Source organism: Congregibacter litoralis KT71 (genome assembly GCF_000153125.2).
In the GTDB taxonomy this organism is placed as follows: Bacteria; Pseudomonadota; Gammaproteobacteria; order Pseudomonadales; family Halieaceae; genus Congregibacter; species Congregibacter litoralis.
The window spans coordinates 4,156,668-4,181,905 of record NZ_CM002299.1; the positions used below are offsets into that span (position 1 = coordinate 4,156,668).

Here is a 25,238-nt window from a genome sequence, read left to right on the forward strand (position 1 = left end):
TCCTGTACTGTGAGTCAATTCCCTGCGGCCGGCACGCCATTACTTGAAGGCCTGGATGCCCGTCAGGCAGCGGGCAATCAGCAACTTCTGGATCTCTGTGGTGCCATCCGGTATCGGGCTGATAAGGGCCTCGCGGGCCAGGCGCTCCACCACGAACTCCTTGGTCACACCATTGCCCCCATGGATTTGCACCGCGTCCCGGGTGGCGTTTACGGCAATCTCAGTGCCGTACCACTTGGCCATGGAGCACTCCTTGTCGGCGCGGATGCCACTCTCCACCAGGGTAATAGCGCGATAGGCCAACAGTCTTGCGGCATCAACCTGGGTGGCCATGGTGGCAAGTTTGTCGGCGATCAACTGGTGTCCCGCGATCGGCTTACCGTGCTGTGAGCGCTCCTGGGAATACTTTATCGACTCGTCCAGGGCCCGGCGCGCAGTGGCCACGCCCCACATGGCCATGTGGCAGCGGGCGTATTCAAACAGCTTCATGGTATTTTTCAGGCCCTGGCCCTGTTCGCCCAGGGTATTGCTCACCGGCACCCGAACATCGGACAGGAAAATCTGCGCCGTGGACTGGCCGTTGAGCGCCAGTTTCTTGATTCCCATCACGTCGTAACCGTGTTCTTCACGATCAATCAGGATATGGCTGATCTCGTTGTCGCCGGTGCGGCAGGTGCAAATCAGCAGATCTGAGTACTCACCGTTGGTAATCCAGGTCTTTTCCCCGTTGATGACCCAGTGATCACCCTCGCGCACCGCCCGGGTTTTCACCGCCGCAACATCGGAGCCCACATCCGGCTCGGAGATACCCAGGGCAATGAATTTGTCACAGTTGAGCACATCGGCCAGGTACTTTTCCTTCATCTCAGCCGAAGCCAGCTGGCTCAACATCTCAGCGCCGACACAATTAATAAAACCCGGCGTGGCCAGGTCCAGCGAGGTGTAGGCAATTTCCTCAAACACCATCAGGTGGGTCAACCAGTCCATGCCGAACCCGCCCCACTGCTCATCGTGCGGCGCCTTGATCATGCCGTAGTCCGTAAACTGCTTGACCCAGGCCTGCATTTTGTCCCGCGGGATAAACCCCTCGCCGTGCTCAAGAAATGCCGGCTCGACCTCGGCGTCGAGAAATCGGCGCAGGCTCTCCAACACCATATTCTGTTCTTCGCTTCGATTAAAGTTCATCATCGCACTTGCTCACTTGGAAAATACATTTATGACCGCCGTCGCTTCCTCGACGCCGAAAATACCGCCGCCGTTTTCCTGCACCGCAACCCGGGCGCCAGCCACCTGGCGCGCCCCGGCCTCACCGCGTAGTTGGGTCACCAACTCGTAGACCTGGCCCAGACCGGTGGCGCCGATAGGGTGCCCCTTTGACTCCAGTCCACCCGAGGGGTTGATCGGCACTCTGCCGCCCACGGTAAAGTCACCGCGCTCAGCCGCTGGCCCCGCTTCACCATAGGGCACCAGTTGCAGGTTCTCCGCCTGGATAATCTCGCCCATAGCGGTGGCGTCGTGCACCTCGGCCACATCCACCTCTGCAGGGCTGATGCCGGCCTGTTCATAGGCCTCGGCCGCAGCGAGCGCGGTGAGGTGGTTTTTGTACTCATCCGCGCCGCGGCTGCTGCCGGAGCGAACCACGCTGCTAAGCAAGCGCACGGCGCGCGATGCCGTGCCGTTCAAGCTGGCCAGACCCCGGCTGTTGCAGATGACCGCCGCCGCCGAGCCATCGGAGATGGGCGCACACATCGGTAGCGTCAAGGGATAGGTGATCGGCGGCGCATGCATTACCTCGTCAATGCTGTAAGGCTGTTGGTATTGCGACAGCGGGTTATGCACCGAATGACTGTGGTTCTTGGCCGACACCGAGGCAATCTGACGCTGTGTGGTACCAAAGGTTTTCATGTGCAGCCTGCAGAAAGCAGCGTAGACATCCATAAACATGCTGTAAGGCTTCTGCGACTGTGAGCCGGCCGGCGGGTCAATGCCCTCCCCCATACGCAGCAGGATCTCCTTGTTGTGCTCGACACAGGAAACATCCCAGGCCGAATCGAAGGCCGCAAACATCCGCGCCTTGTCCGGGCTGTTCATTTTTTCTGTGCCCACCGCCAGGGCAATGTCACAACTGCCCGCGCGTATCGCCTGTGCCGCCAGGTACAGCGCGGAAGTCGCCGAGGCACAGGCGCCCTCCACATTGAAAATGGGAATGCCCTCAAAGCCCATGGAGCGCAGGGCCACCTGACCGGGGATCATGTGCTGGTCCTGCATAAATCCCACCACGCAGGAACCAAAATAGGCCTGGCGAACCTGGGATTTCTCGGCACCGGCATCGGCCAGCGCCTGCTCAACCGACTCCCGTGTCAGATCCTTGTAGCTGCGATCCAGGTGGCGCCCAAACTGGGTCATGCCCACACCGGCAATAAAAATGTCACTCATGGGGGTTACCGCCCTTTGAATTCGGGTTTGCGTTTCTCAGCAAAAGCGCTGAGTCCTTCCTGCATATCCCAGGATCGCAGGTGGCGACGGAACTCAAACTGCTCGTGCAGCAGGGCATCGTCGCGACTTTTATCCAGTGCCGCATTAGCCACCGACAGCATGCGGCTCATGGCAATGGGGCTGTTGCCGGCGATATGTTGCGCCAGGGCCTGGGCAGCCGACTGAAGCTCGTCCGCTGGCACCACCTCATTGACAAAGCCGTACTGGCACATGGCCTCTGCCGACAGGGTCTTCCCCGTCAGTAACAGGTACTTGGCCACATTCAGTGGCACCAGGCGGGGAAGCACCGAGGCACCGCCACCACCGGGGTACACCCCGAAGTTGGCGTGAGCATCGCCGATTTTCGCGTCCTCGGAAGCGACCACCAGGTCGGCACACATGGCCAGCTCCAGCCCACCGGCCAGGGTGATGCCATTGAGTGCAGCAATCACCGGCTTGGGAAAGTTGTGCAGCGGCAGAAAAACCTGGCTCAGCAAGCGGTCGAGAAAGTCGGGCTCGCCATATTGAACCTCATCGAGACCCTGGCGGATTTCCTTCAGGTCCGCACCCGCACAGAAAGCACGACCGTTACCGGTGACAATCAATACCCGAATACCGTCATCGGCAGCAATTTCCGGCAGGTAGTTTTCAAACAGGGAAACCATCGCCAGGTTGAGGGAGTTCATATCCTCTGGCCGGTTCAACACCAGGCGGGCAACAGCGCCGTCCTTTTCATACAGTAGCGCCTGCTCACTCATGAGGTCTGCCCGGTAAAACGATCGCGGATTTCCCGCTTGAGTATCTTGCCCACCGGGCTCAGTGGCAGCGCATCCCAGAACTCCACCGACTTGGGTGCCTTCATGCTGCCCAGTTTCTCCTTGCACAGGGCCATCACCGATTCGGCCTCCAGGCTGCTGCCTTCCTGCAATACAATAACTGCTTTGATCGCCTCGCCCCACTTGGAGTCCGGGACACCGATGACAGCACAGTTCTGCACCTCCGCCATGCCATTGATGACATTCTCGATTTCCACCGGGTAGATATTGAAACCACCGCTGATAATCATGTCCTTGATGCGATCGACAATGGTGATGTAGCCCTCTTCATCCTTCACACCGACATCGGTGGTATGGTGCCAGCCGTGCCTGGAGACCTCCGCCGTCGCTTCAGGGTTGGTGTAATACCCTTTCATGACGCTGCTGCCGCGCACCACGATCTCGCCCGGTTCATTGGGCCCGAGAAGTTGCCCGTCCTCGCTCATGATTTCCACCCGGCAACCGGGGCAGACCCGCCCGGCCGATCGCAGTACGCTTTCGCGGAAGGCGCCCTTGTCGTCCAGGCACTCGGCAGTGGACTTATACAGCAGGGGAAACATGGTTTCTGTCTGGCCGTAAATTTCTGTGATACAGGGCCCGAACCTGGCCACTGCTTCCTTGTAGCGCTCCGGTGCTGTAGGCGCGGCGCCAATATAGAATGCTTGCAGTGAGCTGTAGTCATACTTAGCTGCATCGGGATGATCGAGCATGCCGTACAGGGCTGCGGGCGGCAAGAAGAGGTGGGTAATCTTCTCCGCTTCAATGGTCTCCAGCACCCTGCCGGCCTCAAACTCCGGCAACACCACCACCGTGCCATTACGCGCCACAAAGGCGGGGATCATATAGCCCGCAGCGTGCGTCATCGGTGCAATTACCAGGTACCGTGGATTGGGACTGATTACAGCGCCCAGGATTTGCAGGTTGATGGTCGCCTCGACACTGTGATGGCTGTGCTCCACCCCTTTGGAGGGACCCGTGGTGCCGCCGGTGGCCAACATCCAGGTGGTCGCCATGGGATCCTCCGGGCCGCTGTCGTAGCTAACCGGGCCGTCGCTGAATAAGCTGCGCAGGGAATCGCCTTGGCTGGAATCCCCATCCAGGCAGAGAAAGTGCTTGATATCCGGGGCCAGTGATTTTATCTCGGCGATACTGTCCTCAAACTGGCTGTGAAAGATCAGCACGTCGGCGCCAAAAAAACTCAGCAACTGGGCATTGGTGGCCAGGGCGTTGCGAAAATTGAGCGGCAGCCAGACCATGTCGGCGCGACTGACCCCGACGATGGCCAGAAAGGCGAGGCTGTCATTGGGGCTGTACACGGCCACCTTGGAACCGGCGGCCAGGCCCAGTTTTTCCGTCAGCACCACAGCCACCTGGTGGGCGAAGTTACGCGCATCCTGATAACTGAGCCGGCGGTCCAGGTCGATATCGACAAAGGCCTCCTGCTGGGGATTGATGGATGCAGTGCGGTCGAAATAATCAGCTACTCGCATAGAATTGCTCTCTCCCGAAAGTATTTACTCAGCCCGACAAGCTCACATGCTAGCTGACACACGGCCTGATGCTGAGTGAACTCCCTCATAGCCGCTCAGGAGAATCCAACACCTGTCCCCGTCTGCCCTGCAATTGGCATACTGGCAAAAAACGACAGCAAGAAGAAGGTCAATAAATCTCAATTTAGGTATCATTTTTTAAATATGAGACTTGGTGATATTTACTTATACTATTGATATTTATAGATTTTTATATAATGATGACCTGGATATGGCGACAGTAAGTTCTCATTATATACAGGCAGCAATGGGTGGCGCTCTGCGCCATGGCATCCCTCAGCGAGAACTGCTCCGCGAAACAGGTATTGCAGCGGAAGACCTGTTTAACAAAGATGCGCGGATCGATGGCCAAAAATTGGTTCAGTTGGTCCAACTCATCTGGCTAAAGCTGCAGGATGAGTTCATGGGCTTTACCACCAACCCCTGCCCCAACGGGGTTTTTTCCCTGATGTGTGACCAGGTGCGTCATGAAAGCAAATTGTTTGATCTACTCAAGAAAGCGGTGCACTTTTACAACCTGTTTACGCGCGATATCCAGATGGACCTTACCATCAAGTCCGGCAGCCTGGTTCAGTCTTTTACGTTTTCAGATGAGAGCCTCGATCCAGACCACTTCTATCTTGAGTTCTGGATGACTATCTGGCATCGGTTTCCCAGTTGGTCTATTGGCGAGGCCATCACACTCAAAGAAGTCAAACTGAACTATCCCCAACCCTCCTACATTGAAGAGCTGCGACTCGTTTTTCCCTGCAAGCTGAAGTTCAATCAACCGATGAATCAGATCATTTACGACTTCTCATATTGCGAAAAACCAATGATCCGATCAGGTCAAGAATTTCGTGAGTTCCTCAACCGCTCTCCTCTGGATATCATCACCATCCCATCTGATGGCACCTCACTTGTGGCTAATATCCGGCGCCAGTTTGAAGCCCGTCATCCCAGTATTCCATCCATACACCAAGTGGCAAGCTCGTATTCGATCACGCCGCAGACGCTGAACAAACGGCTAAAACAGGAGGGTTACAATTTTCAGCGCATCAAGGATGAATACCGCTTGAGCAAAGCGATCAACATGTTGTCCAGTGGCTTACACTCCATCCAGGAAATTTCTGAAGAGCTGGGTTATCTTGAACCCAGGTCCTTTACCAGAGCGTTTAAGCGTCTCACCGGGGCGTCGCCAAGAGACTACCAACCGGCCACGCGGCGAACTCTGGATATGAGAAAGCTCTATTGGAAAAATAGAACCTGACGATCGCTCTATCATGCACCAACTCTTCGATGCCTTGCCCGGTGCTTAATTGATAGTAGAATGGTGAAGAAAATGCTACCTGAGAGTTGATCACAGTATGAAAGAAGACCAGATTGCACTGGCGTACATACGCGTGAAAGATCGACTGAAGGGCACGGTGCGTCGGATCACACAGCGCCCTGAGGATGTAGAGGACATTCTTCAGGACGCCTACATCAACACCTATTGTGCCGCCAAAAAAGCCGAAATCGACAACCCCGAGGCCTTCCTGGCGAAGACGGCCCGCAATCTCGCTTTAAACCATATCAACTCATATTACGAAAAAAATGCACAGCAGATGGGTGAAAATGTCGAGCAGATTGTCATACCTGATAGCACCCAGGTTGAAGATCAAGTGGCCTCGCAGAACCGTTTTCTCGATTTGTGTATTGCTGTAAGGACACTGCCACCCCAGTGCCGCAAAGTGTTCGTCCTCAAGAAAGTGTACGGATACTCTCACAAAGAGATTGCCCTAGAGATGAACATATCGGAGAAAACCATTGAGAAACACATCACCAAAGGAATAAAGCATTGCGTGAAGTATTTTGCTTCGCTGGATGAAGAGATGATTAAAGAGAAATCAGGTATCGCTAACGAGCCAAGGAAGATCAGGCTATGAAAACCGCAGTTCAATTTCCAGAAGAGGCGCTAATATTGGACCAGGCCTCGGCATGGGTGGCAAAAATGGTTGCCGATACCATGTCAGAGGCTGATCGTGAAGCGCTCGATCAATGGCTTGCCGAATCTCCGGCCCATTCGAAAGCGCTTCTTGAGTGTGCTGATACCTGGGACGACCTGGACGAACTTGCACAACTTGCCGATATGTTTCCGCGAAAGCAACCACAGAAGGTGTCAACAACAACGCCCACAGTTTCTACCTGGTTCCCCTCCAAAGGATTTGGTTTAGGCGCAATAGCCGCCTCAGCGGTGTTCGCGGCTATGCTGATCCTGATCTACCCGGGAACTGATCAGCCCTCCACCTATGTCCACCAGACAGTAACAGCGGTGGGCGAGTACAGAACTGCGGTATTGCCAGATGGCTCAAAGGCAATGCTCAACACGGACAGCCAGATAGAGGCGACTTTTGACCCTGATGACGCCATAAGAAGAGTCGCACTGATAAAGGGAGAGGCGCACTTTGACGTCGAACCGGATCCCTCTCGCCCGTTTGTGGTGGAGGTGGGTGATACCCGTGTCGTGGCCGTGGGTACAGCATTTAACGTCGATTCCAGTAGTGGCAGGCTCGAAGTGACGGTTACCGAAGGTATTGTAGAGATTCATGTCGGTGCGGCCGAAGTGGCCTCCCCGGGGAGAACGCAGCTGCAACACGAGCGGGGACAACAATTCAAAGCAGGTCAAATCGCTATTATCAGCAAACACCAGATTGAGTCTGTGGGCTTTGTCGAGGCACCAGAAATAGAGCGTAAACTGTTGTGGCAACAGGGCAAAGTCCAGTTTGTAGGCGAACCCCTCTCTCAGGTTGTTAGAGAGCTAAGTCGCCATACGCACTACACTTTTAAGTTTTCCGATACTCAGGTTGGTGATATCCGCGTGGGAGGATATTTCCAACTCGGGGACATTGATGAATTGCTTGACGTGCTGTCTGGTAGTTTTAATATTGAGGTGAAAAGGGATACGGCAGGCGTTATTCATCTCGCATCCCGAGAACCGACTTCTTCCAGCGGCTGAATCTGCTTACCGCGGGGGACTCAGGGACCTGGCTTAACAAAATAAAAATAATTGCAGCGGAGATGGGGGGTTTTTCTTGTTCATCTGTCTACCAATACGAGGGAGATACAGCAATCTCTGCTGGATATTGAAAGAATCGTATTGGCTGGGCGGAAAATTCCCGAGCCATTTGCTCCAATGTATAGTCGCTTTTTGGATGGCGGTTGCGGTTTGCCAGGCAACAGATGGCACACCAGAGCACACAGTCTTTTCATTTCATATTCCTGCCCAGAGTGCTGATGTTTCCCTGACCGAGTATGCCAAGGTCACTAACAGAAGCGTGCTTTTTCTTTTCGATGAGGTGAAGCAGTACAAGACAAATGAGCTTACTGGGGAATACACTGCAAGCGAGGCCATAGTGCTTCTGCTCAAGGATACCCCTTTGCAGTTTACTGTTAGTGATCAAGGCAACTTAATCATAAAACTAAACAGTAATCTCGAGGGGAAACACCCAGTGAAGAAAACTAAACTCGCCGCATTTCTTAGCACACTGTTCGCCGCATCTGGAGCTGGTGCTGAAATTGCTCCGTCTCCAGCCAGCGCATTGATAGAAGAAGTACTGGTAACAGCACAGAAAAAATCCGCCGCTGAAAGCGTTCAGGATGTACCCATAGCGATTACCGCAATGAGCGGGGCAAAAATTGAGGCGATGCACGCCGTCACATTGACCGATATCGGCTTGAGCACACCAAACGCCAATTTTTCGCCTGTGGGTACCATTCCGGGTGTCGCCAATTTTGTTATCCGTGGTATGGGTACCGTTGGCCAGAGTGTACCTTCAGCAGATCCCGCAGTTGGCGTGGTCATGGACGGTATATCCTATGGCACTATTTTTGGTGTGGTCACAGACTTGTTTGACCTGGACACCATAGAGATTCTTCGCGGCCCCCAGGGAACTCTGTTTGGGCGCAACGTGACCGGTGGCGCCGTGGTTATGCGCTCGGTCCGCCCTGGTGATGAATTTGAAGGTAAAGTTCGGGTTGGTGGAGGCAACTACAATCTGACTGACCTGGCTGCCTCCCTGAGTGGCCCGCTGACCGAACAGGTGGGTGGAAAGCTAGCCGTGATGTACAAGGAGCACGACGGCTACTTCGACAACAAAACACTGGGTGGGAAGCAAGGCGAATCGAGTTCTCTACTAGTCAGGCCGGCACTGACATATACCGGAGAGAGCTTTAACGGCGCCGCTATTTTTGAGTACGGAGAAATGGACACCGATGGCGTTGGTGGCCAGGCGTTTGAAGTGGATGGTGTTCGCATAGGTAATCCCTACTCGGACCGACTGACTTACCAGAATGAAAATGGTGATAATAACCTGGAGTGGTTCAATGTCATGCTGGAAGGCAACTGGGATCTTGGTAATGGCGTTTTGACTTCGGTCTTCGGCTATCGTGATGTTGAACAAGACGTGACTAGCGACGTGGATGGCTGGACTGATACTCGAATCCACTTTAAGGACACAGCGTTTGATCAGGATCAGAGCAGCCTGGAAATAAGGTGGGCCGGAGACCTGTCCGATACCACGAGCTTGACTGCAGGCGCCTACTACTTCGATCAGACGTACACCTACGCAGAACGACGCTTACTGGTAGATGCGGTCGATCGCCGGGGCGTTTCCACCATCGATCACGATACCGCAGCCGTGTTTGCCCAGGCAGATTTTAGACTAGGCCAAAACCTGGGCTTGACCCTCGGCGGTCGTTACACGCAAGAAAACAAGGATGCAGAAATTGGCTTGATCGGTGATCCAGCGGCCACAGGCGATTGCGCTACCAAAGGAACTCCGTTCGAGGAAAACACAAGTTTCAATGACTGTCGGCCATTCTTCAGCGACAGTGAAAGCTGGTCAAATTTCACACCAAAGGCTGGCCTTGCCTATGACATCAATGATGATGTGATGGCTTACGCATCGTATACCAGGGGTTTTCGCAGTGGCGGTTATAACGCCCGATTTACAGACTTATCAGGTAACTCCACCCCAGGGCCTTACGATGAGGAAGTTGCAGATGCCTTTGAAATCGGACTCAAATCGACCCTGTGGGATGGTCGTGGCCGACTAAACCTCGCGGCATTTAATAACAAGTATGATGATCTACAGCGCACTACACTGACTGAAAACGCGGTTCAGGAGATTGTGAACGCTGCCTCGGCAACGGTGCGCGGTGTTGAAGTAGAGGCAATGGCAGCGGTCACCGACAATCTGGTACTGGAAGCATCAGTAGGCTGGACCGATGCCACATACGATGAATTCGATGCAGCGGAGGAAGCCACAGGAAAATCTGCAGATGAACTGAAGTTTGTCATGGTGCCGGAGACCACCACAAATCTGGCGGCAACCTATGACATGACCTTGGGGGATCTTGGCTACCTTTCCTGGCGCTTATCCTACTCATACGTCAGTGAATCCTATGGTAATGATTTCAATACCATAGAGTTAAAGGCGTACGAGTTGTACAACGCCAGCGTGGCTTTCACCAGTGCTAACGAGAAGCTGAAATTATCCCTTTATGGACGCAATCTAAAAGACGAGGTCTACTATAATCTCGGCGTTGAGCTTCTCGGTGTGAAAAGCAATTACCTGACGCCACCGCGAACCTATGGGGCTGAACTAACTTATCAGTTCTAGTATCCTCCCCACGGGCCCACGGGCCCACGGGCCTGTGGGGACGAACAACTAATGATGAAACGCCAACTTCACTGTTGGCGAATTCACCGGGCCAGGTTCACAACCTGTAACTGGGTAAACTCTTTCAGCCCCTCTTCAGAAAATTCAACGCCAATACCGGATTGCTTGGCTCCGGCGAAGGGGATATGAGGGCCAAAATCCAGGTGATGGTTAATCCATAGGGTGCCGGTGTGAATACGGTAGGCCAGCGCTTTTGCTCGCTCCAGATCCGCAGACCAGATAGAGCCGGCCAGCCCGTTCGGGCCGGCATTGATCGCCTCAATCACCTGATCGAGGTCGCTGTAGCGTACCACTGGCAACAGCGGACCAAACTGCTCTTCATCCACCAGGCGGTGACCATCGGCAAGCCCGCTGACAATCGCCGGGGTGATGAAAAATCCGGGGCCCTCGGGCACTTCACCACCCGCCACCACCTCGCCATGCTGCCTGGCATCGGCCAGATACTCCCGCACCTTTTGATATTGCATGGCGTTCTGCAGGGGGCCTATCTGGACACCCTCTTCCAGGCCATTACCTACTTTTACAGCAGCTGCCAGTGCAGACAGGCCCGCTACCAATTTCTCGTACAGCCTCTCTGGCACATAGATCCGTTTTATCGCCAGACAGACCTGACCACAGTTCATAAAGGCATAGTTAAACAGCGGCTCGATCAGCGCATCGATGTCTGCATCGTCCAGAACAATAGCGGCGTCGTTACCACCCAGCTCCAGGGTAATACGCTTGAGGCTATCCGCCGCAGAAGCCATCACTTTCTTGCCAGTTGCTGTGGATCCGGTAAAACTCACTTTGGCCACATCCGGGTGACTGGTCAGGTGCGGTCCCAGGTCGTTCAGATCGGTTACCACATTCACCACCCCCGCCGGGAATATCGCCTTGCAGAATTCGGCCATTTTCAGCGCCGTCAGCGGGGTCGTCGGTGACGGTTTTCCCACCACCGTATTGCCTGTGATCAGGGCGGCGGCCAGCTTGAAGGTGAATATCAGCAGAGGGAAGTTCCAGGGTGCAATCGCCACAACGACGCCCAGGGGGCTGTGCCGTTTTTCCACCCAGCGATCGTCGGTGTCAAACAGCACTTCCGGTTGCAACTCAATGGAAGCCAGGTGACGGATAAATGCCTCGGTGAAGCCGATCTCCTGCATGGCCTCTGCCAGGGGTTTGCCCTGTTCCTGAGTCAGCACCCGAGCCAACTCTTCGGCATTTGCCATCATGGTATCGGCCAGTTGATTGAGCAGGGCGCTGCGTTCGGCGAAAGGGGTTTGCGACCAGCCGGGGAACGCGGCCTTCGCAGCGGCAATAGCAGCATCGGCCTGGGCGATAGAGGCTCTGGGTGAGACAGCGACGGTCTGCTCGGTGGCCGGATTGATGACATCGAAACTGTCATCGCCATCCACCAACGCACCATTGATCAATAATTTGTAGTCGCTCATGTTTATTCTCCGGTCTTCTCTGTGTCTGGGTCGTTCCAGGCAGCCCAGGCCTTGTCCAGCACATAACTGTGAATGGCTTCTGCTTCTTCTCGGCTTATCCGGTCACTAAAATTAGGCATGCCCCGCTGGGAGATATCTTCAAAGAGAAATGAATAAAATGTCTCATTACCCAGGGTTCCCGAATAACGCAAATCGGGAGTTACCCCCGAACTGATAACAGCATCGCCATGACACATCCAGCAGTGGCTATAGTAAAGGTCGCCACCACGATGAACCGTTTCATCAGAGGCGGTTTGAACCGGCGGTTTATTCAATGTGCGCGGTGGTGGCTGATTGATTCCCAGCTCGGCTTTTCCTCCAACTTTGAAAGCTACCACCCGGCCCTCCTGTGGGCCCGCTTTAGGGCCAATCAAATAGCCCGCCATGATATGGATACCGCTACCCCAGCCTACCGAAACCGCGACATACTGTTCGCCTTCAACCTCATAACTAACCGGCCCACCAACGATGCCACTGCCTATTGGTATTTGCCACAGAAGCTCGCCACTGCGGGCATTAAAAGCCGCAAAAGTTTGATCTGTCCGGCCCTGGAAAACCAAATTACCTGCTGTTGCCAGAGTACCGCCATTCCAAATTCGCCCATAGGGAACACTCCATGCTTCTTTTTGATTTACAGGATCCCAGGCGAGTAACTTGGCCCGAATATTCTGCTTCGTCAATGCCCGGCGTTCGGCTTCCGTAGCCGGAAGCTCACCCGCCCGGAAATCTACCTTGGCGTTGAAGCCATCTTCATTGTGTGCTGCATCGACATCAGCCTTGTAGGTAAAAGCCAGTTCATGAGCAGGGATGTAAACCAAGCCGGTGTCAGGGCTGTAAGACATAGGGTGCCAGTTATGACCACCAAACGGTGGTGGGGTGACCACTGCCATACCAGTGCCATAACGCGCTTCGGGGTTTTCAATGGGGCGCCCAGTTTCAAGATCAATGCCCTTAGCCCAAGTAACAGGGACAAAATTCTCGGCAGAAATTAACTCACCGGTTGTTCGGTCAATCACGTAAAAGAAGCCGTTTTTGGGCGCGTGCATTATTACTTTGTGTAAAGTGCCTTCGATCTCCAGGTCCGCCAGAGTAATTTGCTGAGTCGAGGTGTAATCCCAGGTATCCCCCGGTGTTGTCTGGTAGTGCCAGACATAGTCCCCTGTGTCAGGGCGCACGGCCACAATAGAGGAAAGGAATAGATTGTCACCGCCTCCAGGGCTGCGTACCGCCTGATTCCATGGTGAGCCATTACCCACCCCGAAATAAAGCAAATCCAGCTCAGGGTCGTAAGCCATAGAATCCCAGACAGTGCCACCACCACCCAGCTTCCACCACTCTCCAGTCCAGGTTTCGGCAGCCATTTTCATGGTGTCATTTTCAAAACCATCGGCAGGATTGCCAGGTACAGTGTAGAACTTCCATGCCTCCTCACCACTGTCCACATCATAGGCGGCGACAAAACCGCGTACACCGTATTCAGCCCCACCGTGACCGATAATGACCTTGCCCTTGACCACCCTCGGCGCTCCGGTGATGGTTCGGGCTTCCTTGATGGGGTCCTAGGGATTTTGCCTCCAAATATTGCAAAAACCGCTGCAGGCCGCGCCAGCTGTGGTTTCTGGAGGCCCATTACTTATCGATTGTCGGCCGGTAGCCATCAATCGATTCCATTAAATCCTCAAGTTTTGGCAATTCACCTGTCGGTGCGAATGTGTATCTACCCCGGAGGTTGATATTCTCCCAGGCTACAGGTGAGGCCCGCTTTACTGTTTCCAGAGACATTGCATTGCCTTGATCCTCAAAGCTGTCCAGCAGATTACTGAGCACTTTTGAGTTGAAGTAGATGATGGCATTTGCCACCAGTCTGGCACTTTCGTTCCAGATCTGGATCTCCTCATCGCTATTACCCCGGAATCGGTCGCCATTGACGTGGCTAATCGCCCGTCTCAGCTGGTGATAGGCTTCACCCCGGTTCAACGCTCGCTGAACGTGATTTCTAAGGCTGGCGTCGTCAATGTAGTTCAGCAGATATTGGGCTTTCAGCAGCCGGTTATATTCGGTCAATGCCTCCAGTAATGGGTGATTGTGCTTGTAACCGGATAGTTTACGCACTAACCTGGCCTGACTGGTCTTGCGCTGAGCCAAAGAGACGGCAATCCGCTGGATGGTGTCCCAGTGAGCCATGATACGCTGCGTGTTGATCGGCTTGCGCAACGATATATGCACTTGCTGGTTCTTGTCTTCGGTGATGTTGAATAGTTCATTGATGACCCTGCCGACCTGGGCATATCGAGGTGCGAACCGATATCCGAACAGGTCGAGCAGGGCAAAGTTCACATGGTTTACTCCATGAGTGTCAGTTGAGAGCATGTCGGGGACTATCTCAGTACTGTTGTTCATCAACAGGTCAAAGATGTAATGGGATTCATGCTCATTGGCCCCGATTACCCGGGCATTGATGGCCATATGATTGGCATTCAGACTGACCGCGGACACGCCTTTGCTGGTCCCGAAGTATTTTGAGGAGTACCGCGTGCGGAATGTCTCGCGTTTGGCTTCGAACTTCTGACCATCGGCACTGGCGTGCAGAATATCTTCCTGAATGTTGTAGTGCTTGAAGATACTCAGTCGTGTAGTGGCGTTGTTGATGCGGTCATTGGACGCATTCAGGGTTTCCAACCGAAGGTAGTTCGCTTGGATAGTGCTGAGTTGTTCATAGGTGCAGTCAGAAATCTGCGCGATGCCATAGATGCCCTGATTAGTGGCATTGGCAATCAGTATCGCCAGCAGATCCACTTCGTACTGACGGCTTTTCGAGCTCAAGCCCAGCACATGTTGGAAGTCGTCAATGAACCCGGTATCCCGATCCACTACGCGCAATACATCGGCGATGCTGACCGCTTTCATTTGCTGGAAGAACGGGTTATTCACTAGGTGCTTCTTGCTGGCTGTAGGCAGCCGCCAGTGATGTTTGCCGTCTTTCGGTCGCAAAATTACGTCCCTGGTATCTGAACGCTCCAAATAGTGGCTGACTTCGTGCAACCGAAGGGTCAGCTCATCCGCCATGCGTGGAATCAGACGTTTCGGATCCTCGCTGATATTGGGTTGCTGAGTGCCCTCCACCAAGGACCCCTTCTGGTTTTTCCAGATCTCTGGCTTCACGAGATCATCCTCTAACGCCCGATATCGAATGACTTCCGGCAGCGTCAACTGGCCGTTTAAGCGGTTGGGTATCTGCAGATACAAAAACCATTCATACTTGGATTTGTCTATACTGCCATCGGGTTTCGACAGCAATGGCCGTGTGGCTTTCGGTAGTAAACGCTGATCAATGCTGACATCGCCGAGCCTATTACCGGCGACCAAATCCAACCGAGCTTGGGCCAGGGCCCCGGCTAACCGCCGCGTTTTGTCGGTACCGTCAAAACGCAGACAGCAAAAGAGCGAACGCAACAGTCCGGCTCGCAATGTGGACTCCGTATCCAGGTGCTGCCAAAATGCCTCCTCCGCCGACTGTTTCTGATTACTCAGGTATCGGCAGACTGAGTTCAGGTCGCTGACATTGAGAAACTGGAACGCCCGTTGCTGTACAGCTTGAAACGACGTATCAGGATCGATGCTGTCATCAACGAACAGGTGTAAGATATCAGCAGCTTTGCTCACATTGCGAGCTGCCTTTTGCCAATCCCGATAGACCCGTTCTTGGGCCATTTGATGCGCACGTTGTTTCACTTGCCGGAGGTGATGTATGAACCCTTCCGCAATACGTTCCAGGCCCTGCTGGTGCCGCGACTGCAGATAGCACAGCAAGTACAGGCGCTGGTTAGCAAGCGATTGACGTTTAAGTTTGGCTCCGTAGTAGTCAACCCGTTCGGCATAGTGTTGCTGGTTTTTCTGAGAGAGAGAAAGTGACTCGAGTACAGTCGTCACATCCGTCATCCACGGCTGAATATGGTGATACACGGCTATTTCTTTTTGCAACTCGGTGCCGGTAAAATTGCGGGCGCTCTGGCGTAGTTGCTGGAATGTAAACTGGCCTTCACCGGAAACCAGTGTGAGCAACATAGTTGATAGACCTTGGCTGCAAGCGGCGTCGATCTGGTCATGCAATCGTTTCTGGTGCTGGCCAATAACCTGACTGACGATCTTCTGCAGCGTACTATAGGCGGGAATTGCGATTTTCTGGCGAGCCAAATATTCGATTGCAGCGTCAAAGACTGCTCGGGGCTCCACCCAGCTTTCAGCACAGGTACACAAGTGCTCGACAAGCTGTGGCTGATGTCTTTTATCGTTCCAGTTGCTGACGCCGACGATCGATAGAACACGCGCATAGATACGGGATTTTTGGTCAGGTTTCAGGCTAAAACGCCTGAAGGTAAGGTCCCTATAGTGAAATCGGGCTATGAATACCAAGTCGTCCTGCATTGATTTGTACCTTGGGTTAAGCAGGACCGGTTTGCATTTGAAGTAGCCCAGCAAAGCAATCGCCACACAACGATATTTGCGTTGCCTTATTCTCGATATCTCCGCTAGTTCTTTGTCATTCAGCATAAAGTAGAATCGCTGGTATGACTCATTGAAGGATGGGACGCCATATAGATCCTCGACCTCGGCAGCAGTGAGGATTGATAGCCGCTTGTTTCTGCTCATTCTTTGACCTAAAGGTCGAAGAAGATACCGAATTTCTCAGCGCATTAGAAACTAATAGCCCCCTGCAGCCCACGGATGGCGGGGCCTCCGGCGGTTTTTGCAATATTTGGAGGCAAAATCCCTAGGACCCCCGGGTGGAAATTACGTTGAAACTCATTTGCCCGTCGTAGCTGGGCGTGCCGATAAACAGGCCCATCCCATCGGCAAGGGGTGCCATACCAACACTGCGCACCATCCGCGCACCGTTCATGTACATGGGGATCTGCGGTCCCGGCACATTGGAAATAAACAGGTTGCACATGCGCGCCGCGGCGCCGCTGCGCAACAGCAGGCGACTGGCCAGAACCTGGGTGGCCGCCGGCACGTGACGCGTCACATCCGTCATAAGACGCGCGGAGATGCCGGATCGCGCCTCCTTGCTGGCTTGCGTCGCCTTATGAATGCGCTGAAGACGCTGGAGAGGATCCTTCTCGTCGGTGAAGATCGCCGTGGTCATTGCCGAGATATTGTTACCGGGAAGATCCTTGCCATCGGCCCCTCGCGGGCGGGCATTAATCGGTACCCACGCCACGAGAGATTCCTCCGGCAGCTCGCCGTGATGGCTTAGATAACGGCGGAGACCGCCGGCACAAATCGCCAGCACCACATCGTTGATAGTGACGCCCGGCGCCAGTTGGCGTATGCGCTTGAGGTCCTCCAGGGGCACGATGCGGGCATCAAACATTTTGTGCGGCGACAGGTCCACGTTAAAGCGCGTGGGGGGAACCGGATGTTTTTCCCTGTCATCCCGCTTTGCCACGGAGTCCTGGGCCGCCTGCATCAGGCCCGGCGCCGCCCGCATGACCGTTTCGGCAATGCGCAGGGGCGAACGCAGATTGTTCTTGAAAGCCCGGGACACCAGCGCCGGCATGGTGGGAATTTCTCCTGAGCCCACCTCAACGGTCTCCAGCGGCACCAGGGGCGTGCCCTGATTGTCACCGTCTGCCATGCTGGCAAAGAACTTCATCAGTGACGCACCGTCCACCGCTGCATGATGGATCTTGGTAGCAATGGCGTAGCAGCCCCGGGGCAGACCATCGACGTGGTCGAGGCCCTCCACCACAAAAATCTCCCAGGGTGGACGATTCATATCCAGGGGGCGGCTGTGATAGCGCGCCATGTGAATACAGAATTGCCGCCAGTCTCCGGGTTCCGGCAGGCGCCCGTGCTGCATGTGGTACTCAAGATCGAAGTACTCGTCCTCGATCCAGTAGGGATAGTCGATCTCCATGGGAAGCCGCATCAGGCGACGAAAGAAAACCGGGTTGTAGGCCAGACGCTCCCGTACATGGGCAATGATGTCAGTAAAACGCACGACCTCACCGCCCGGCACCGTGGAGGGGTCATAAATCGCCACGCTGGTGACGTGGGTGAGATTGTGCTCGGTCTCAGCGTAGAGAAATTGAGCATCCTGGGGATTAAGCTGATGCATGTTTCGGTGCCCTGGTTTGTCGTTAAGAGACTGAGTTTGTTGTTAAGGACAGGTGGAACATCCGCCTGCCATCACGGCAGGGCAGCAGCGCGCACCCGCTCTATGCGCCGCTGTAATTCGCGAAAGCTCTGGGCCATCTGCAAACGACGTTCCGCCAGATCTTCGCCGTCACTTTGACCTGCGTTCTGACCTTCATCCTGGCCCTCGCTACCACCCTCCACCAGCTCAAGATTATCCATGAGTCGGAAAGCATTGCTGAAGAGCAGCCGTCCGATGGACGCCTCCGAGCTGATTCGGCGCTGGAGATAGGCCTGGCGGCCATAGGCCAGAGACTTCTGCACGCAGTCTTTCTCCGTGAGGGTATCTGTGAGCGCTTGTCGTGCTAACACATCAGCCACCACCCGATAGGCCTCCACAAAGGGCAGAAGCACGGCGTGAGCCATGCGCGGCTGCAATCGCGTGAAGATGGCCAGGGCGGCACCGGGCTCATCCAATGCCGCCTCCCAGGCGGGCTGATAGCGCGACAACTCCGCATTGACGTCACGACGGAATTCCTCCTTGGGCGCGTAGAAAAACTCAAACTTAAAGTAATCGCGAAGACGCTCCGCCTCGTCCCAGAATGCCTCGCTGCCCGTTTGCTCCTGCTGCGCCATATTCACCAGCGCCAGCTCGATAATGGACTTGTTCAGGAAATAATGAATCACCATGTTGCGGTAGTAACTGGCCACCACATGACGCTCCGCCGCGATGGTGTAGACCTGCTCGGGACCATCGTCGTAGCGGGTGAGCAAACCGCTGGCGATCATTTTGTCCGTAAGATCCGACACCTGCGCAGGATCCTGGTCATCGAGATCCCGGGTCAGCGCGATGTGCCGTTTCCGTGCCCAATCGGTGAGGGCCACCACTTCGGAGCGCAGCTCATCGGCGGTGAGTGCCCGGGGTGCCGAACCAAGAAGCACCATGGAAATAAGGGAAGGCAGGGTAATCGGCGAGACCTTGTTCACCGCGACGCCCACGGCAAAGGCCACGCGCTGCAGTTCCCGGGGATCCTCCGGCGACGGCGCCCTGGGCAGCACCACGGGCTCACCAAAATCAAAATAAATCTTGCCCATGGGCTGACGCAGACCGCGGAGATAACCGATAAACCAGCTCAGGCTCTCGGGTCGCTTTGTGGCCCCGGACTCCAGGGCCGCGTAGTCCTTCACATCGCCAATCATGTCGTAGCTGATGGAGATGGGAATGATGTGGAGGTTTTCCGCACCGGTTGCGTGGGCGGAATCCATAACGTATTTCAGCAGGCCGTAACGCGGCGGCATGAGCTTGCCCACGCGGGACCGGGTGCCCTCAAAGGCCCAGGACAGGGGAAAACGCTTTTCCATGAGATAACCGATGTACTGGCGTAACACCGCTTTGTAGAGCAAATCGTCCTGGAAACTGCGCCGGATAAAGATAGCGCCGGCACGTCGGGCAACAAAGCCGAGACCGGCGAAGGCCATATTCACGCCCCCGAGAATATGCGGCGCGGGAAAATCATTGTCCGCGCACATGGCGTTGACGGCGAATCCATCTACGTGGGTTTTGTGGGTCCACAGAAGGGCCGTGGGATATTCCCGGGACCACTGGCGCACGCGCTCAAGGCCCTCCTTGTCGATGACCACGTCGGCGTCGTAGCCCAGACGCATCACCCAGTGGTTGAGCTGCGCCATGACATCGAGCCAGAAGGGCTGGGGCTTTGAGATCAGCTCCTTCATGATCTCTGCCGATTCCTCCAGGAGGTCCTCCATGCTGCGACCGGTCTCCGCGGACACCTGTTCCAGCGCCCCCCGGAATTTGGCACTGGCCAGCAGCGTGTCCGCCACGCGCAGGGGAACTTTATAGCGACTGCCCTGAAGACGACGCTCGGCAACATCCAGGGCCAACCCCGCCTGCCCCGCTACGAAGGACGCCAGCTCGTCGGTGCTGACCTCGCCCCCCTGAAGCTCCTCAAGACGATGGCGCAGCTGATCGATGGTCGCCGGCTCCCCGGCGATGCATACCACGCGCTCGGGATGCTGACGCAGAATACGACGGGCACGGAAAGGGCCCGGGCGCCGGGGGTTGCCGAAGAGCAGATCCCGGGGCCGGGGCCGGGTGTTCTTTTCCTGGAGGGAGGTCCGCCACACCACGCGCAGGGGCAACACCATGGTGTCGCCGGGCATGTCCAGGAGGGGGCGCAGATTATGCGTCGCGGGATTCTCTCGATCGCGCACCATGGGCAACACACACTCATGCACCTCGGCGCTGATGGCATGCTCCCTGATGGACCTGTGGAGAAAAGTTTCCAGCTCACTCTGCTCGATGCTGTGGGCAACGTCGAGCACCGCAATCACCTGATCGCTAGCTTTGAGATTGTGCCAGGGCTGGCTTGTCATAAAGGGGCCCTTTTTTCCGCCGCTGCTGCGGGGCGTTTTTATTATGCATTATGTCGAAGGTTCTGCTGCTGATCATACCAGCCACGGGGCCTGGGTGGTGGCGCAACTATGCTGGCGGAAACTGGTCTATCTTGTGTAGGCAACGTAACAAAGTAGACACAGGAAAAGGACACTACCGAGAGTGGAGGCACCGCAACAGGAACGTCAGCGCATGGGCCGCACGATGCAGGTGTTTGCCTGGCTGGCCGTCATGGCATTGCTCATGCTCTACTTCAGCGACGTGCTGGATCGGCAGCGCAACCCCAATCGCAGTGTGGACACGGCGGTAACCGCCGAAGGCGTGCGCGAAGTCGAGCTCAAGCGAAACCGCATGGGCCACTACGTCAGCGCGGGCACGATCAACGGTGAAGACGTGGTCTTCCTCCTCGATACGGGCGCTACCGGAGTTGCTATACCGGCGGCCCTCGCCGAGCGCCTGTCCCTGCCCCGGGGGCGGGCAATCATGACCAACACGGCCAACGGCAGCGCGCGGAGCTACGTCACACGACTGCGGGAAGTGGGCGTGGGCGATATCCGGCTGGAGAATGTAGAGGCTTCCATCACCCCGGGGCTACAGATGCGCGAGGTGCTGCTGGGAATGAGCTTTCTGAAACACATCGAATTTACCCAGCGGGGCAACACTCTGACCCTGCGTCAATATCCCTGAAAAACCGAGGGCAAACCCGGCCAGGGCGTAACGCTGATCGCTGACGACCTTGTGAGGCGGGTTCTAGTGCTCCCAGAGGGGCAGGGATTCAAACCCCGGTGCGAGGGAGATCTCCATAGCATTGTCCGTCGACGCGAAGGCGTGCCCCACCATTTCGTCGTAGGGGCTGCGCTGCACGAGCACCATATCAGCTCCCCGAAAACCCGCCAGCGCCGATTTCATATCCAGAAGATTACGGGTTTTCAGGGGCTTGCCATCGCCTTCGGTAATCAGAAGCCGACCCTCGGTCACCTCCGCATGGGCGATGTACAGACTGAGATCTACGGACTCCACGACGATGCGATTGATGGTGCGCGACTTCAGCTCTTTCAGCGTGGCTTTCATGGGATTCTCGATATTTGTAGATGACCTGTCGTTACAGGCGACAGTGTGCCGCGATTCGCCGGGAAAATGGGCGAGAAAAGATCAAAATCTACCGTCCGATCTGCGAGGATACTGACAAAAGATGGACGCTGAGCAACCACCTGCTCCATGCCCTTGCCTTTTGCGTCACCATTAACCCTGTAACCATCAACGAACATCAAGCAACACCACCCACCATCTACCCTCTACAACCGCAGGACTCCAACACATCACCGATGCTCATTGACCGACAACGAACCCGTTTCAGCTGTAACGGCGAGGCCCTGAACGCGGCACCCCGCTGCCCCGGTGTTTATCGCTTTTACAGCGAAGAAGATACCCTGCTGTACATCGGCAAAAGCATCGATATCGGTACACGTCTGAACAGTCATTTTGCCGACGCCAGGGAGCCCGGGCGTCAGCAAAGAATGATGTCCGCCGTCCACCGCATCGATTGCCAGCTTACCGCTGGCGAAGTGGGCGCTCTACTCATTGAGAATGCGGCGATCAAGGCAGAAACCCCTCTGTACAACCGGCGACAGCGGCGCAGCCGAAAACTCTGGACCCAGCGGCTTCAGGAGGACGTGGAGGGATTTCTTCAGGTGATCCCCAGCGACTTTTGTCCCGCCGGTGAGCGCATAGAATCAGTGTTCGGGCTATTCCGGTCCCGTAAACACATCGACAACTCCCTGCGCAGTCTTGCCCGGGATAATGGTCTCTGCCTGCGCATGCTCGGTGCGGAGCGGGGGCGGGGGCCCTGTTTTGGTCATCAGGTGGGGCGCTGTCACGGCGCCTGCGCCGGCAAGGAAAGTGCCGATGCCCACAACAGCCGATTACTCCAGGCCCTGGACAAACAGCGCATTGCCGCCTGGCCCTTCGCCGGGCCCGTGCTGCTTCAGGAAGAGCGGGACAAGGACAGCAGGTACACCGGCGAGTCGTCACCCCTCCAGCCAAAGCGACAGTTTCATCTGATCAACCACTGGTCCTATCTCGGCACCTTTGAGCGCCGGGACCGCGCCCGTCAGGCTGCCAAACGCGACAGCGATCTGATTTTTGATCGCGACACCTACCGCATTGCCGTCCGCTCCCTGCGCCAGGATGCCGGCGCACTCCTCGATGGCGTCAGCGGCGGGCTCATCGACAACCCCTTTGCGCTGAACAGGCAAGGCGCGGGCGCCCCGTCGCTGGCAGGGGACATAAAAGCTGAGAAAAGCGAGAAGAGCGAAAACAGCGAGGCGCTGAGTCCCGCGTGAACGCCGTCGTCTGGCTCAAGCGGGATCTGCGCCTGCAGGATCACGCGGCCCTGGAGGCCGCCCTTGGCAGTGGGTTGCCCGTGGTGCTTCTCTACTGCTTTGAGCCGGAACTCCTCAAGGACCCCCACTACGATGAGCGCCACTGGCGATTTGTCTGGGAATCTCTCCGCGATATGCATCGACGCCTGGAGGCACACCCCAGGTCACTGCGGGTTCTCCATGGCGATCCCCGGGAGATTTTTCGGGTGCTGGCGGACGAGGAGCAGCTGCACAGCGTTTACTCCTATGAAGAGACCGGCCTGGAAAAAACCTTTGCCCGGGATCGCGAGCTTGCCGCCCTGTTTCAGGAGCGCAGCATCCCCTGGAAGGAGTTTCCCAGTAATGGTGTGCAGCGGGGTCGCAAAAACCGCAAAGGCTGGAACCGGAAGTGGACGGCGCAGATGTCCGCGCCCTGTCACGATGTGGACCACCGCCTGATCCGCGGAAGTTTTGCGTGCGAGGAGCGCCTCGCCGCTTTCCATCTTCGCGATCTGCCCGGCAGCTGGCGTAGCCCGGACAACCAGTTCCAGTCCGGCGGAGAGAGTGAAGCCTGGCAAACCCTGAACGATTTTCTTGAGAGACGCTCCCCCGCCTATGCCCGGAACATCTCCAAACCCTTGGCGAGTCGCAGCAGCTGTTCCCGCTTATCGCCCTTCCTGGCCTGGGGAAATCTCAGCATCCGGCAGGTCTATCAGGCCCTGCGCGCAGCACAAAAAGAACGGGGATCCAGCCGCGCGCTCCAGGCCTTTGAATCGCGACTCCACTGGCACTGCCACTTTATTCAGAAGTTTGAAATGGAATGCCGCATGGAGCACGAAGACATCAACCGCGGCTACCTCCATCATCCCCGTTCCCGCGACGATGCCCTGGCACGGGCCTGGGCCGAGGGAAACACGGGATATCCCCTCATCGATGCGAGCATGCGCTGTCTCGCCGCCACGGGCTACATCAACTTTCGTTCCCGGGCGATGTTAGTGAGTTTTCTGACCCATCATCTATGGCAGGACTGGCGCGTGGGGGCGGCCCATCTGGCATCGCTGTTTTTAGACTTTGAGCCGGGTATCCACTTTGCGCAGTTACAGATGCAGGCGGGCGTAACAGGCATCAACACCATCCGCATCTATAACCCCGTCAAACAATCCGAGGAGCACGATCCCGACGGTGCATTCATTCGCCAATGGGTACCCGAGCTGGCCGAGGTGCCAACTCCCATGATTCACCGTCCCTGGGATCTGAGTCCCATGGAGCAGCTGATTTATGGCCTGGACAGCAAACCCTACGCCCCACCTGTCGTCGATGTCAGGGAGACCTATCGCAGCGCCCGGGATCGGCTCTGGGCTTTAAAGGACGACCCCGTGGTAAAACGGGAAAAGGCGCGCATTCTGACGCGCCATATCGAAAAACGCTACGTGGGGGCTACATAGTTACCAGCACGGCAACGGCCGCTGCCGCCATCCCAAGCACCAGGGCAGCGCCGTAACTGATCATCAGGAAAAGCGATTTCCCCAGGGCACCGGGCCAGGAGCTTGCATAGCTTCGGCGCAGCGCCAGGGGCAGATAGATGAGCAGGGGAAGAGCGACGATTCCATCCACGTACATGGCGATCTGCTCCAGGACCATGGACGCCAGGTACAGGAGATACACAAAGGTGTGGTAGTGCAGGGCAAACACCAGGTGCTGCAAATAGTGGAAGGACGAGAACAGATAGGCCAGCTTGAGGAGGAGCGCAAACACCGGCAGCATGAGAAACATGACCTGGGGCAGATACTCCAACAGCTCACGGACATAGCCGCCGGGATCATCCCGCACCAGGGGCGCCTTGGCATCGATACGCGCCTGCAGTGCCTCCGTCAGGGAAGATGGCGCCTCGGCGGCTTCGGATTGCGCCGACTCAGACTCTTCCGCGGTGGCCTCATCCTCGGAATCCAGGGATATGGACACCTCGACGGCGTCATCTGAGGCATCCCCAAAGTCCACGACATAGTCCGTCATAAGAGAAAGCGTCAGGAAAAGCACAAAGGAAACGATGAGATACAGGCGAAAGGGCGGCATGTAGCGCACCCGTCGTCCTGCATTGAACTCCGCGCTGAGAAAGCCCGGTCGAAACAACAAAGAAACCAGGGTCCGCCAGACCCGCGAATCCCAGGTGAACACATCACCCAGAATATCCGTGACCGCCTCCTGGAAATGCAGGTCACCGCGACCCTCCCGTTGACCACAGTTGTGACAGTAAAGGCCATCCAGCGGGGTATCACAATTGCGGCAGCGGGTAGTCCCTTCCTCCACGCGTATCGGCTC

The 25,238-nt window shown here is 56.0% G+C and carries 18 protein-coding genes; 7 read left to right on the forward strand and 11 right to left on the reverse strand.

Annotation, left to right across the window (positions count from 1 at the left end; all coding sequences use genetic code 11):
• Window positions 1-39 precede the first annotated feature (39 nt).
• From KT71_RS18810 to KT71_RS18825, 4 genes are read right to left on the reverse strand one after another with little or no spacing between them, the layout of a single operon-like run.
• Window positions 40-1,188 carry an acyl-CoA dehydrogenase family protein gene (locus tag KT71_RS18810; RefSeq protein ID WP_008293733.1) on the reverse strand — a complete coding sequence of 383 codons (1,149 nt, stop codon included), beginning with the start codon at window positions 1,186-1,188 and terminating at the stop codon, window positions 40-42.
• A 9-nt stretch (window positions 1,189-1,197) separates the two neighbouring features.
• Window positions 1,198-2,436, reverse strand: coding sequence for a thiolase family protein (locus tag KT71_RS18815; RefSeq protein WP_008293732.1), 1,239 nt, complete (start codon window positions 2,434-2,436; stop codon window positions 1,198-1,200).
• Window positions 2,437-2,441: 5 nt separating this feature from the next.
• A complete protein-coding gene (locus tag KT71_RS18820) occupies window positions 2,442-3,233 on the reverse strand; it encodes an enoyl-CoA hydratase/isomerase family protein (protein WP_008293731.1) in 792 nt (263 codons plus the stop codon).
• The gene (locus tag KT71_RS18825; protein ID WP_008293730.1) at window positions 3,230-4,780 is read right to left on the reverse strand and encodes a class I adenylate-forming enzyme family protein; all 1,551 of its coding nucleotides are present in this window, start codon (window positions 4,778-4,780) and stop codon (window positions 3,230-3,232) included. Before KT71_RS18825 ends, KT71_RS18820 begins: the two co-directional genes overlap by 4 nt.
• Window positions 4,781-5,051: 271 nt before the next feature.
• On the opposite strand from KT71_RS18825, the gene KT71_RS18830 reads away from it, so the two are divergent.
• The 4 genes from KT71_RS18830 to KT71_RS18845 all read left to right on the forward strand — a co-directional run bounded on the left by KT71_RS18830 (window position 5,052) and on the right by KT71_RS18845 (window position 10,482).
• Entirely contained in the window at window positions 5,052-6,089 is a 1,038-nt protein-coding gene (locus tag KT71_RS18830; protein ID WP_008293729.1) for an AraC family transcriptional regulator, read from the forward strand.
• Between the two features lie 97 nt (window positions 6,090-6,186).
• Window positions 6,187-6,747 carry an RNA polymerase sigma factor gene (locus KT71_RS18835; protein ID WP_008293728.1) on the forward strand — a complete coding sequence of 187 codons (561 nt, stop codon included), beginning with the start codon at window positions 6,187-6,189 and terminating at the stop codon, window positions 6,745-6,747.
• On the forward strand, window positions 6,744-7,817 hold the full coding sequence (locus KT71_RS18840) for a FecR family protein (protein ID WP_008293727.1): 1,074 nt from the start codon (window positions 6,744-6,746) through the stop codon (window positions 7,815-7,817). The genes KT71_RS18835 and KT71_RS18840 overlap by 4 nt, the downstream gene beginning before the upstream one ends.
• A 196-nt stretch (window positions 7,818-8,013) precedes the next feature.
• The gene (locus tag KT71_RS18845; RefSeq protein ID WP_008293726.1) at window positions 8,014-10,482 is read left to right on the forward strand and encodes a TonB-dependent receptor; all 2,469 of its coding nucleotides are present in this window, start codon (window positions 8,014-8,016) and stop codon (window positions 10,480-10,482) included.
• Between the two features lie 83 nt (window positions 10,483-10,565).
• Here KT71_RS18845 and KT71_RS18850 read toward each other — a convergent pair whose 3' ends face one another.
• The 5 genes from KT71_RS18850 to KT71_RS18870 all read right to left on the reverse strand — a co-directional run bounded on the left by KT71_RS18850 (window position 10,566) and on the right by KT71_RS18870 (window position 20,540).
• A complete protein-coding gene (locus tag KT71_RS18850; RefSeq protein ID WP_008293725.1) occupies window positions 10,566-11,969 on the reverse strand; it encodes an aldehyde dehydrogenase family protein in 1,404 nt (467 codons plus the stop codon).
• 2 nt (window positions 11,970-11,971) lie between these two features.
• On the reverse strand, window positions 11,972-13,561 hold the full coding sequence (locus KT71_RS18855; RefSeq protein WP_491844275.1) for an outer membrane protein assembly factor BamB family protein: 1,590 nt from the start codon (window positions 13,559-13,561) through the stop codon (window positions 11,972-11,974).
• Between the two features lie 76 nt (window positions 13,562-13,637).
• The gene (locus KT71_RS18860; protein ID WP_008293723.1) at window positions 13,638-16,658 is read right to left on the reverse strand and encodes a Tn3 family transposase; all 3,021 of its coding nucleotides are present in this window, start codon (window positions 16,656-16,658) and stop codon (window positions 13,638-13,640) included.
• Between the two features lie 121 nt (window positions 16,659-16,779).
• A complete protein-coding gene (locus KT71_RS18865; RefSeq protein WP_008293722.1) occupies window positions 16,780-18,129 on the reverse strand; it encodes a wax ester/triacylglycerol synthase family O-acyltransferase in 1,350 nt (449 codons plus the stop codon).
• A gap of 71 nt (window positions 18,130-18,200) precedes the next feature.
• Complete coding sequence (locus KT71_RS18870; protein ID WP_008293721.1) at window positions 18,201-20,540, reverse strand: glycerol-3-phosphate 1-O-acyltransferase; 2,340 nt, start codon at window positions 20,538-20,540, stop codon at window positions 18,201-18,203.
• Between the two features lie 181 nt (window positions 20,541-20,721).
• Here KT71_RS18870 and KT71_RS18875 point away from each other — a divergent pair, with 181 nt between their 5' ends.
• Entirely contained in the window at window positions 20,722-21,246 is a 525-nt protein-coding gene (locus tag KT71_RS18875) for a retropepsin-like aspartic protease family protein (protein ID WP_008293720.1), read from the forward strand.
• A 63-nt stretch (window positions 21,247-21,309) separates the two neighbouring features.
• Here the strand turns inward: KT71_RS18875 and KT71_RS18880 are convergent, their stop codons facing one another.
• Window positions 21,310-21,630 (reverse strand): DUF6482 family protein, encoded by a 321-nt coding sequence (locus KT71_RS18880; protein WP_008293719.1) that lies wholly within the window; start codon window positions 21,628-21,630, stop codon window positions 21,310-21,312.
• Window positions 21,631-21,650: 20 nt separating this feature from the next.
• On the opposite strand from KT71_RS18880, the gene KT71_RS18885 reads away from it, so the two are divergent.
• A complete protein-coding gene (locus tag KT71_RS18885; RefSeq protein WP_008293718.1) occupies window positions 21,651-22,901 on the forward strand; it encodes a GIY-YIG nuclease family protein in 1,251 nt (416 codons plus the stop codon).
• Window positions 22,898-24,364, forward strand: coding sequence for an FAD-binding domain-containing protein (locus tag KT71_RS18890; protein ID WP_008293717.1), 1,467 nt, complete (start codon window positions 22,898-22,900; stop codon window positions 24,362-24,364). The genes KT71_RS18885 and KT71_RS18890 overlap by 4 nt, the downstream gene beginning before the upstream one ends.
• Here the strand turns inward: KT71_RS18890 and KT71_RS18895 are convergent.
• Window positions 24,357-25,226 carry a DUF3667 domain-containing protein gene (locus tag KT71_RS18895; protein ID WP_008293716.1) on the reverse strand — a complete coding sequence of 290 codons (870 nt, stop codon included), beginning with the start codon at window positions 25,224-25,226 and terminating at the stop codon, window positions 24,357-24,359. The two genes, KT71_RS18890 and KT71_RS18895, sit on opposite strands and share 8 nt — an antisense overlap.
• Window positions 25,227-25,238: the final 12 nt, after the last annotated feature.

What these genes read in the sequence shown, in the direction of transcription:
- KT71_RS18880 (WP_008293719.1), bottom strand. Translation starts at nt 21,630, where the DNA reads ATGAAAGCCACGCTGAAAGAGCTGAAGTCGCGCACCATCAATCGCATC.
- KT71_RS18840 (WP_008293727.1), top strand. Translation starts at nt 6,744, where the DNA reads ATGAAAACCGCAGTTCAATTTCCAGAAGAGGCGCTAATATTGGACCAG.
- KT71_RS18850 (WP_008293725.1), bottom strand. Translation starts at nt 11,969, where the DNA reads ATGAGCGACTACAAATTATTGATCAATGGTGCGTTGGTGGATGGCGAT.
- KT71_RS18865 (WP_008293722.1), bottom strand. Translation starts at nt 18,129, where the DNA reads ATGCATCAGCTTAATCCCCAGGATGCTCAATTTCTCTACGCTGAGACC.
- KT71_RS18820 (WP_008293731.1), bottom strand. Translation starts at nt 3,233, where the DNA reads ATGAGTGAGCAGGCGCTACTGTATGAAAAGGACGGCGCTGTTGCCCGC.
- KT71_RS18860 (WP_008293723.1), bottom strand. Translation starts at nt 16,658, where the DNA reads ATGAGCAGAAACAAGCGGCTATCAATCCTCACTGCTGCCGAGGTCGAG.
- KT71_RS18810 (WP_008293733.1), bottom strand. Translation starts at nt 1,188, where the DNA reads ATGATGAACTTTAATCGAAGCGAAGAACAGAATATGGTGTTGGAGAGC.
- KT71_RS18830 (WP_008293729.1), top strand. Translation starts at nt 5,052, where the DNA reads ATGGCGACAGTAAGTTCTCATTATATACAGGCAGCAATGGGTGGCGCT.
- KT71_RS18815 (WP_008293732.1), bottom strand. Translation starts at nt 2,436, where the DNA reads ATGAGTGACATTTTTATTGCCGGTGTGGGCATGACCCAGTTTGGGCGC.
- KT71_RS18835 (WP_008293728.1), top strand. Translation starts at nt 6,187, where the DNA reads ATGAAAGAAGACCAGATTGCACTGGCGTACATACGCGTGAAAGATCGA.
- KT71_RS18870 (WP_008293721.1), bottom strand. Translation starts at nt 20,540, where the DNA reads ATGACAAGCCAGCCCTGGCACAATCTCAAAGCTAGCGATCAGGTGATT.
- KT71_RS18845 (WP_008293726.1), top strand. Translation starts at nt 8,014, where the DNA reads ATGGCGGTTGCGGTTTGCCAGGCAACAGATGGCACACCAGAGCACACA.
- KT71_RS18885 (WP_008293718.1), top strand. Translation starts at nt 21,651, where the DNA reads ATGACCTGTCGTTACAGGCGACAGTGTGCCGCGATTCGCCGGGAAAAT.
- KT71_RS18825 (WP_008293730.1), bottom strand. Translation starts at nt 4,780, where the DNA reads ATGCGAGTAGCTGATTATTTCGACCGCACTGCATCCATCAATCCCCAG.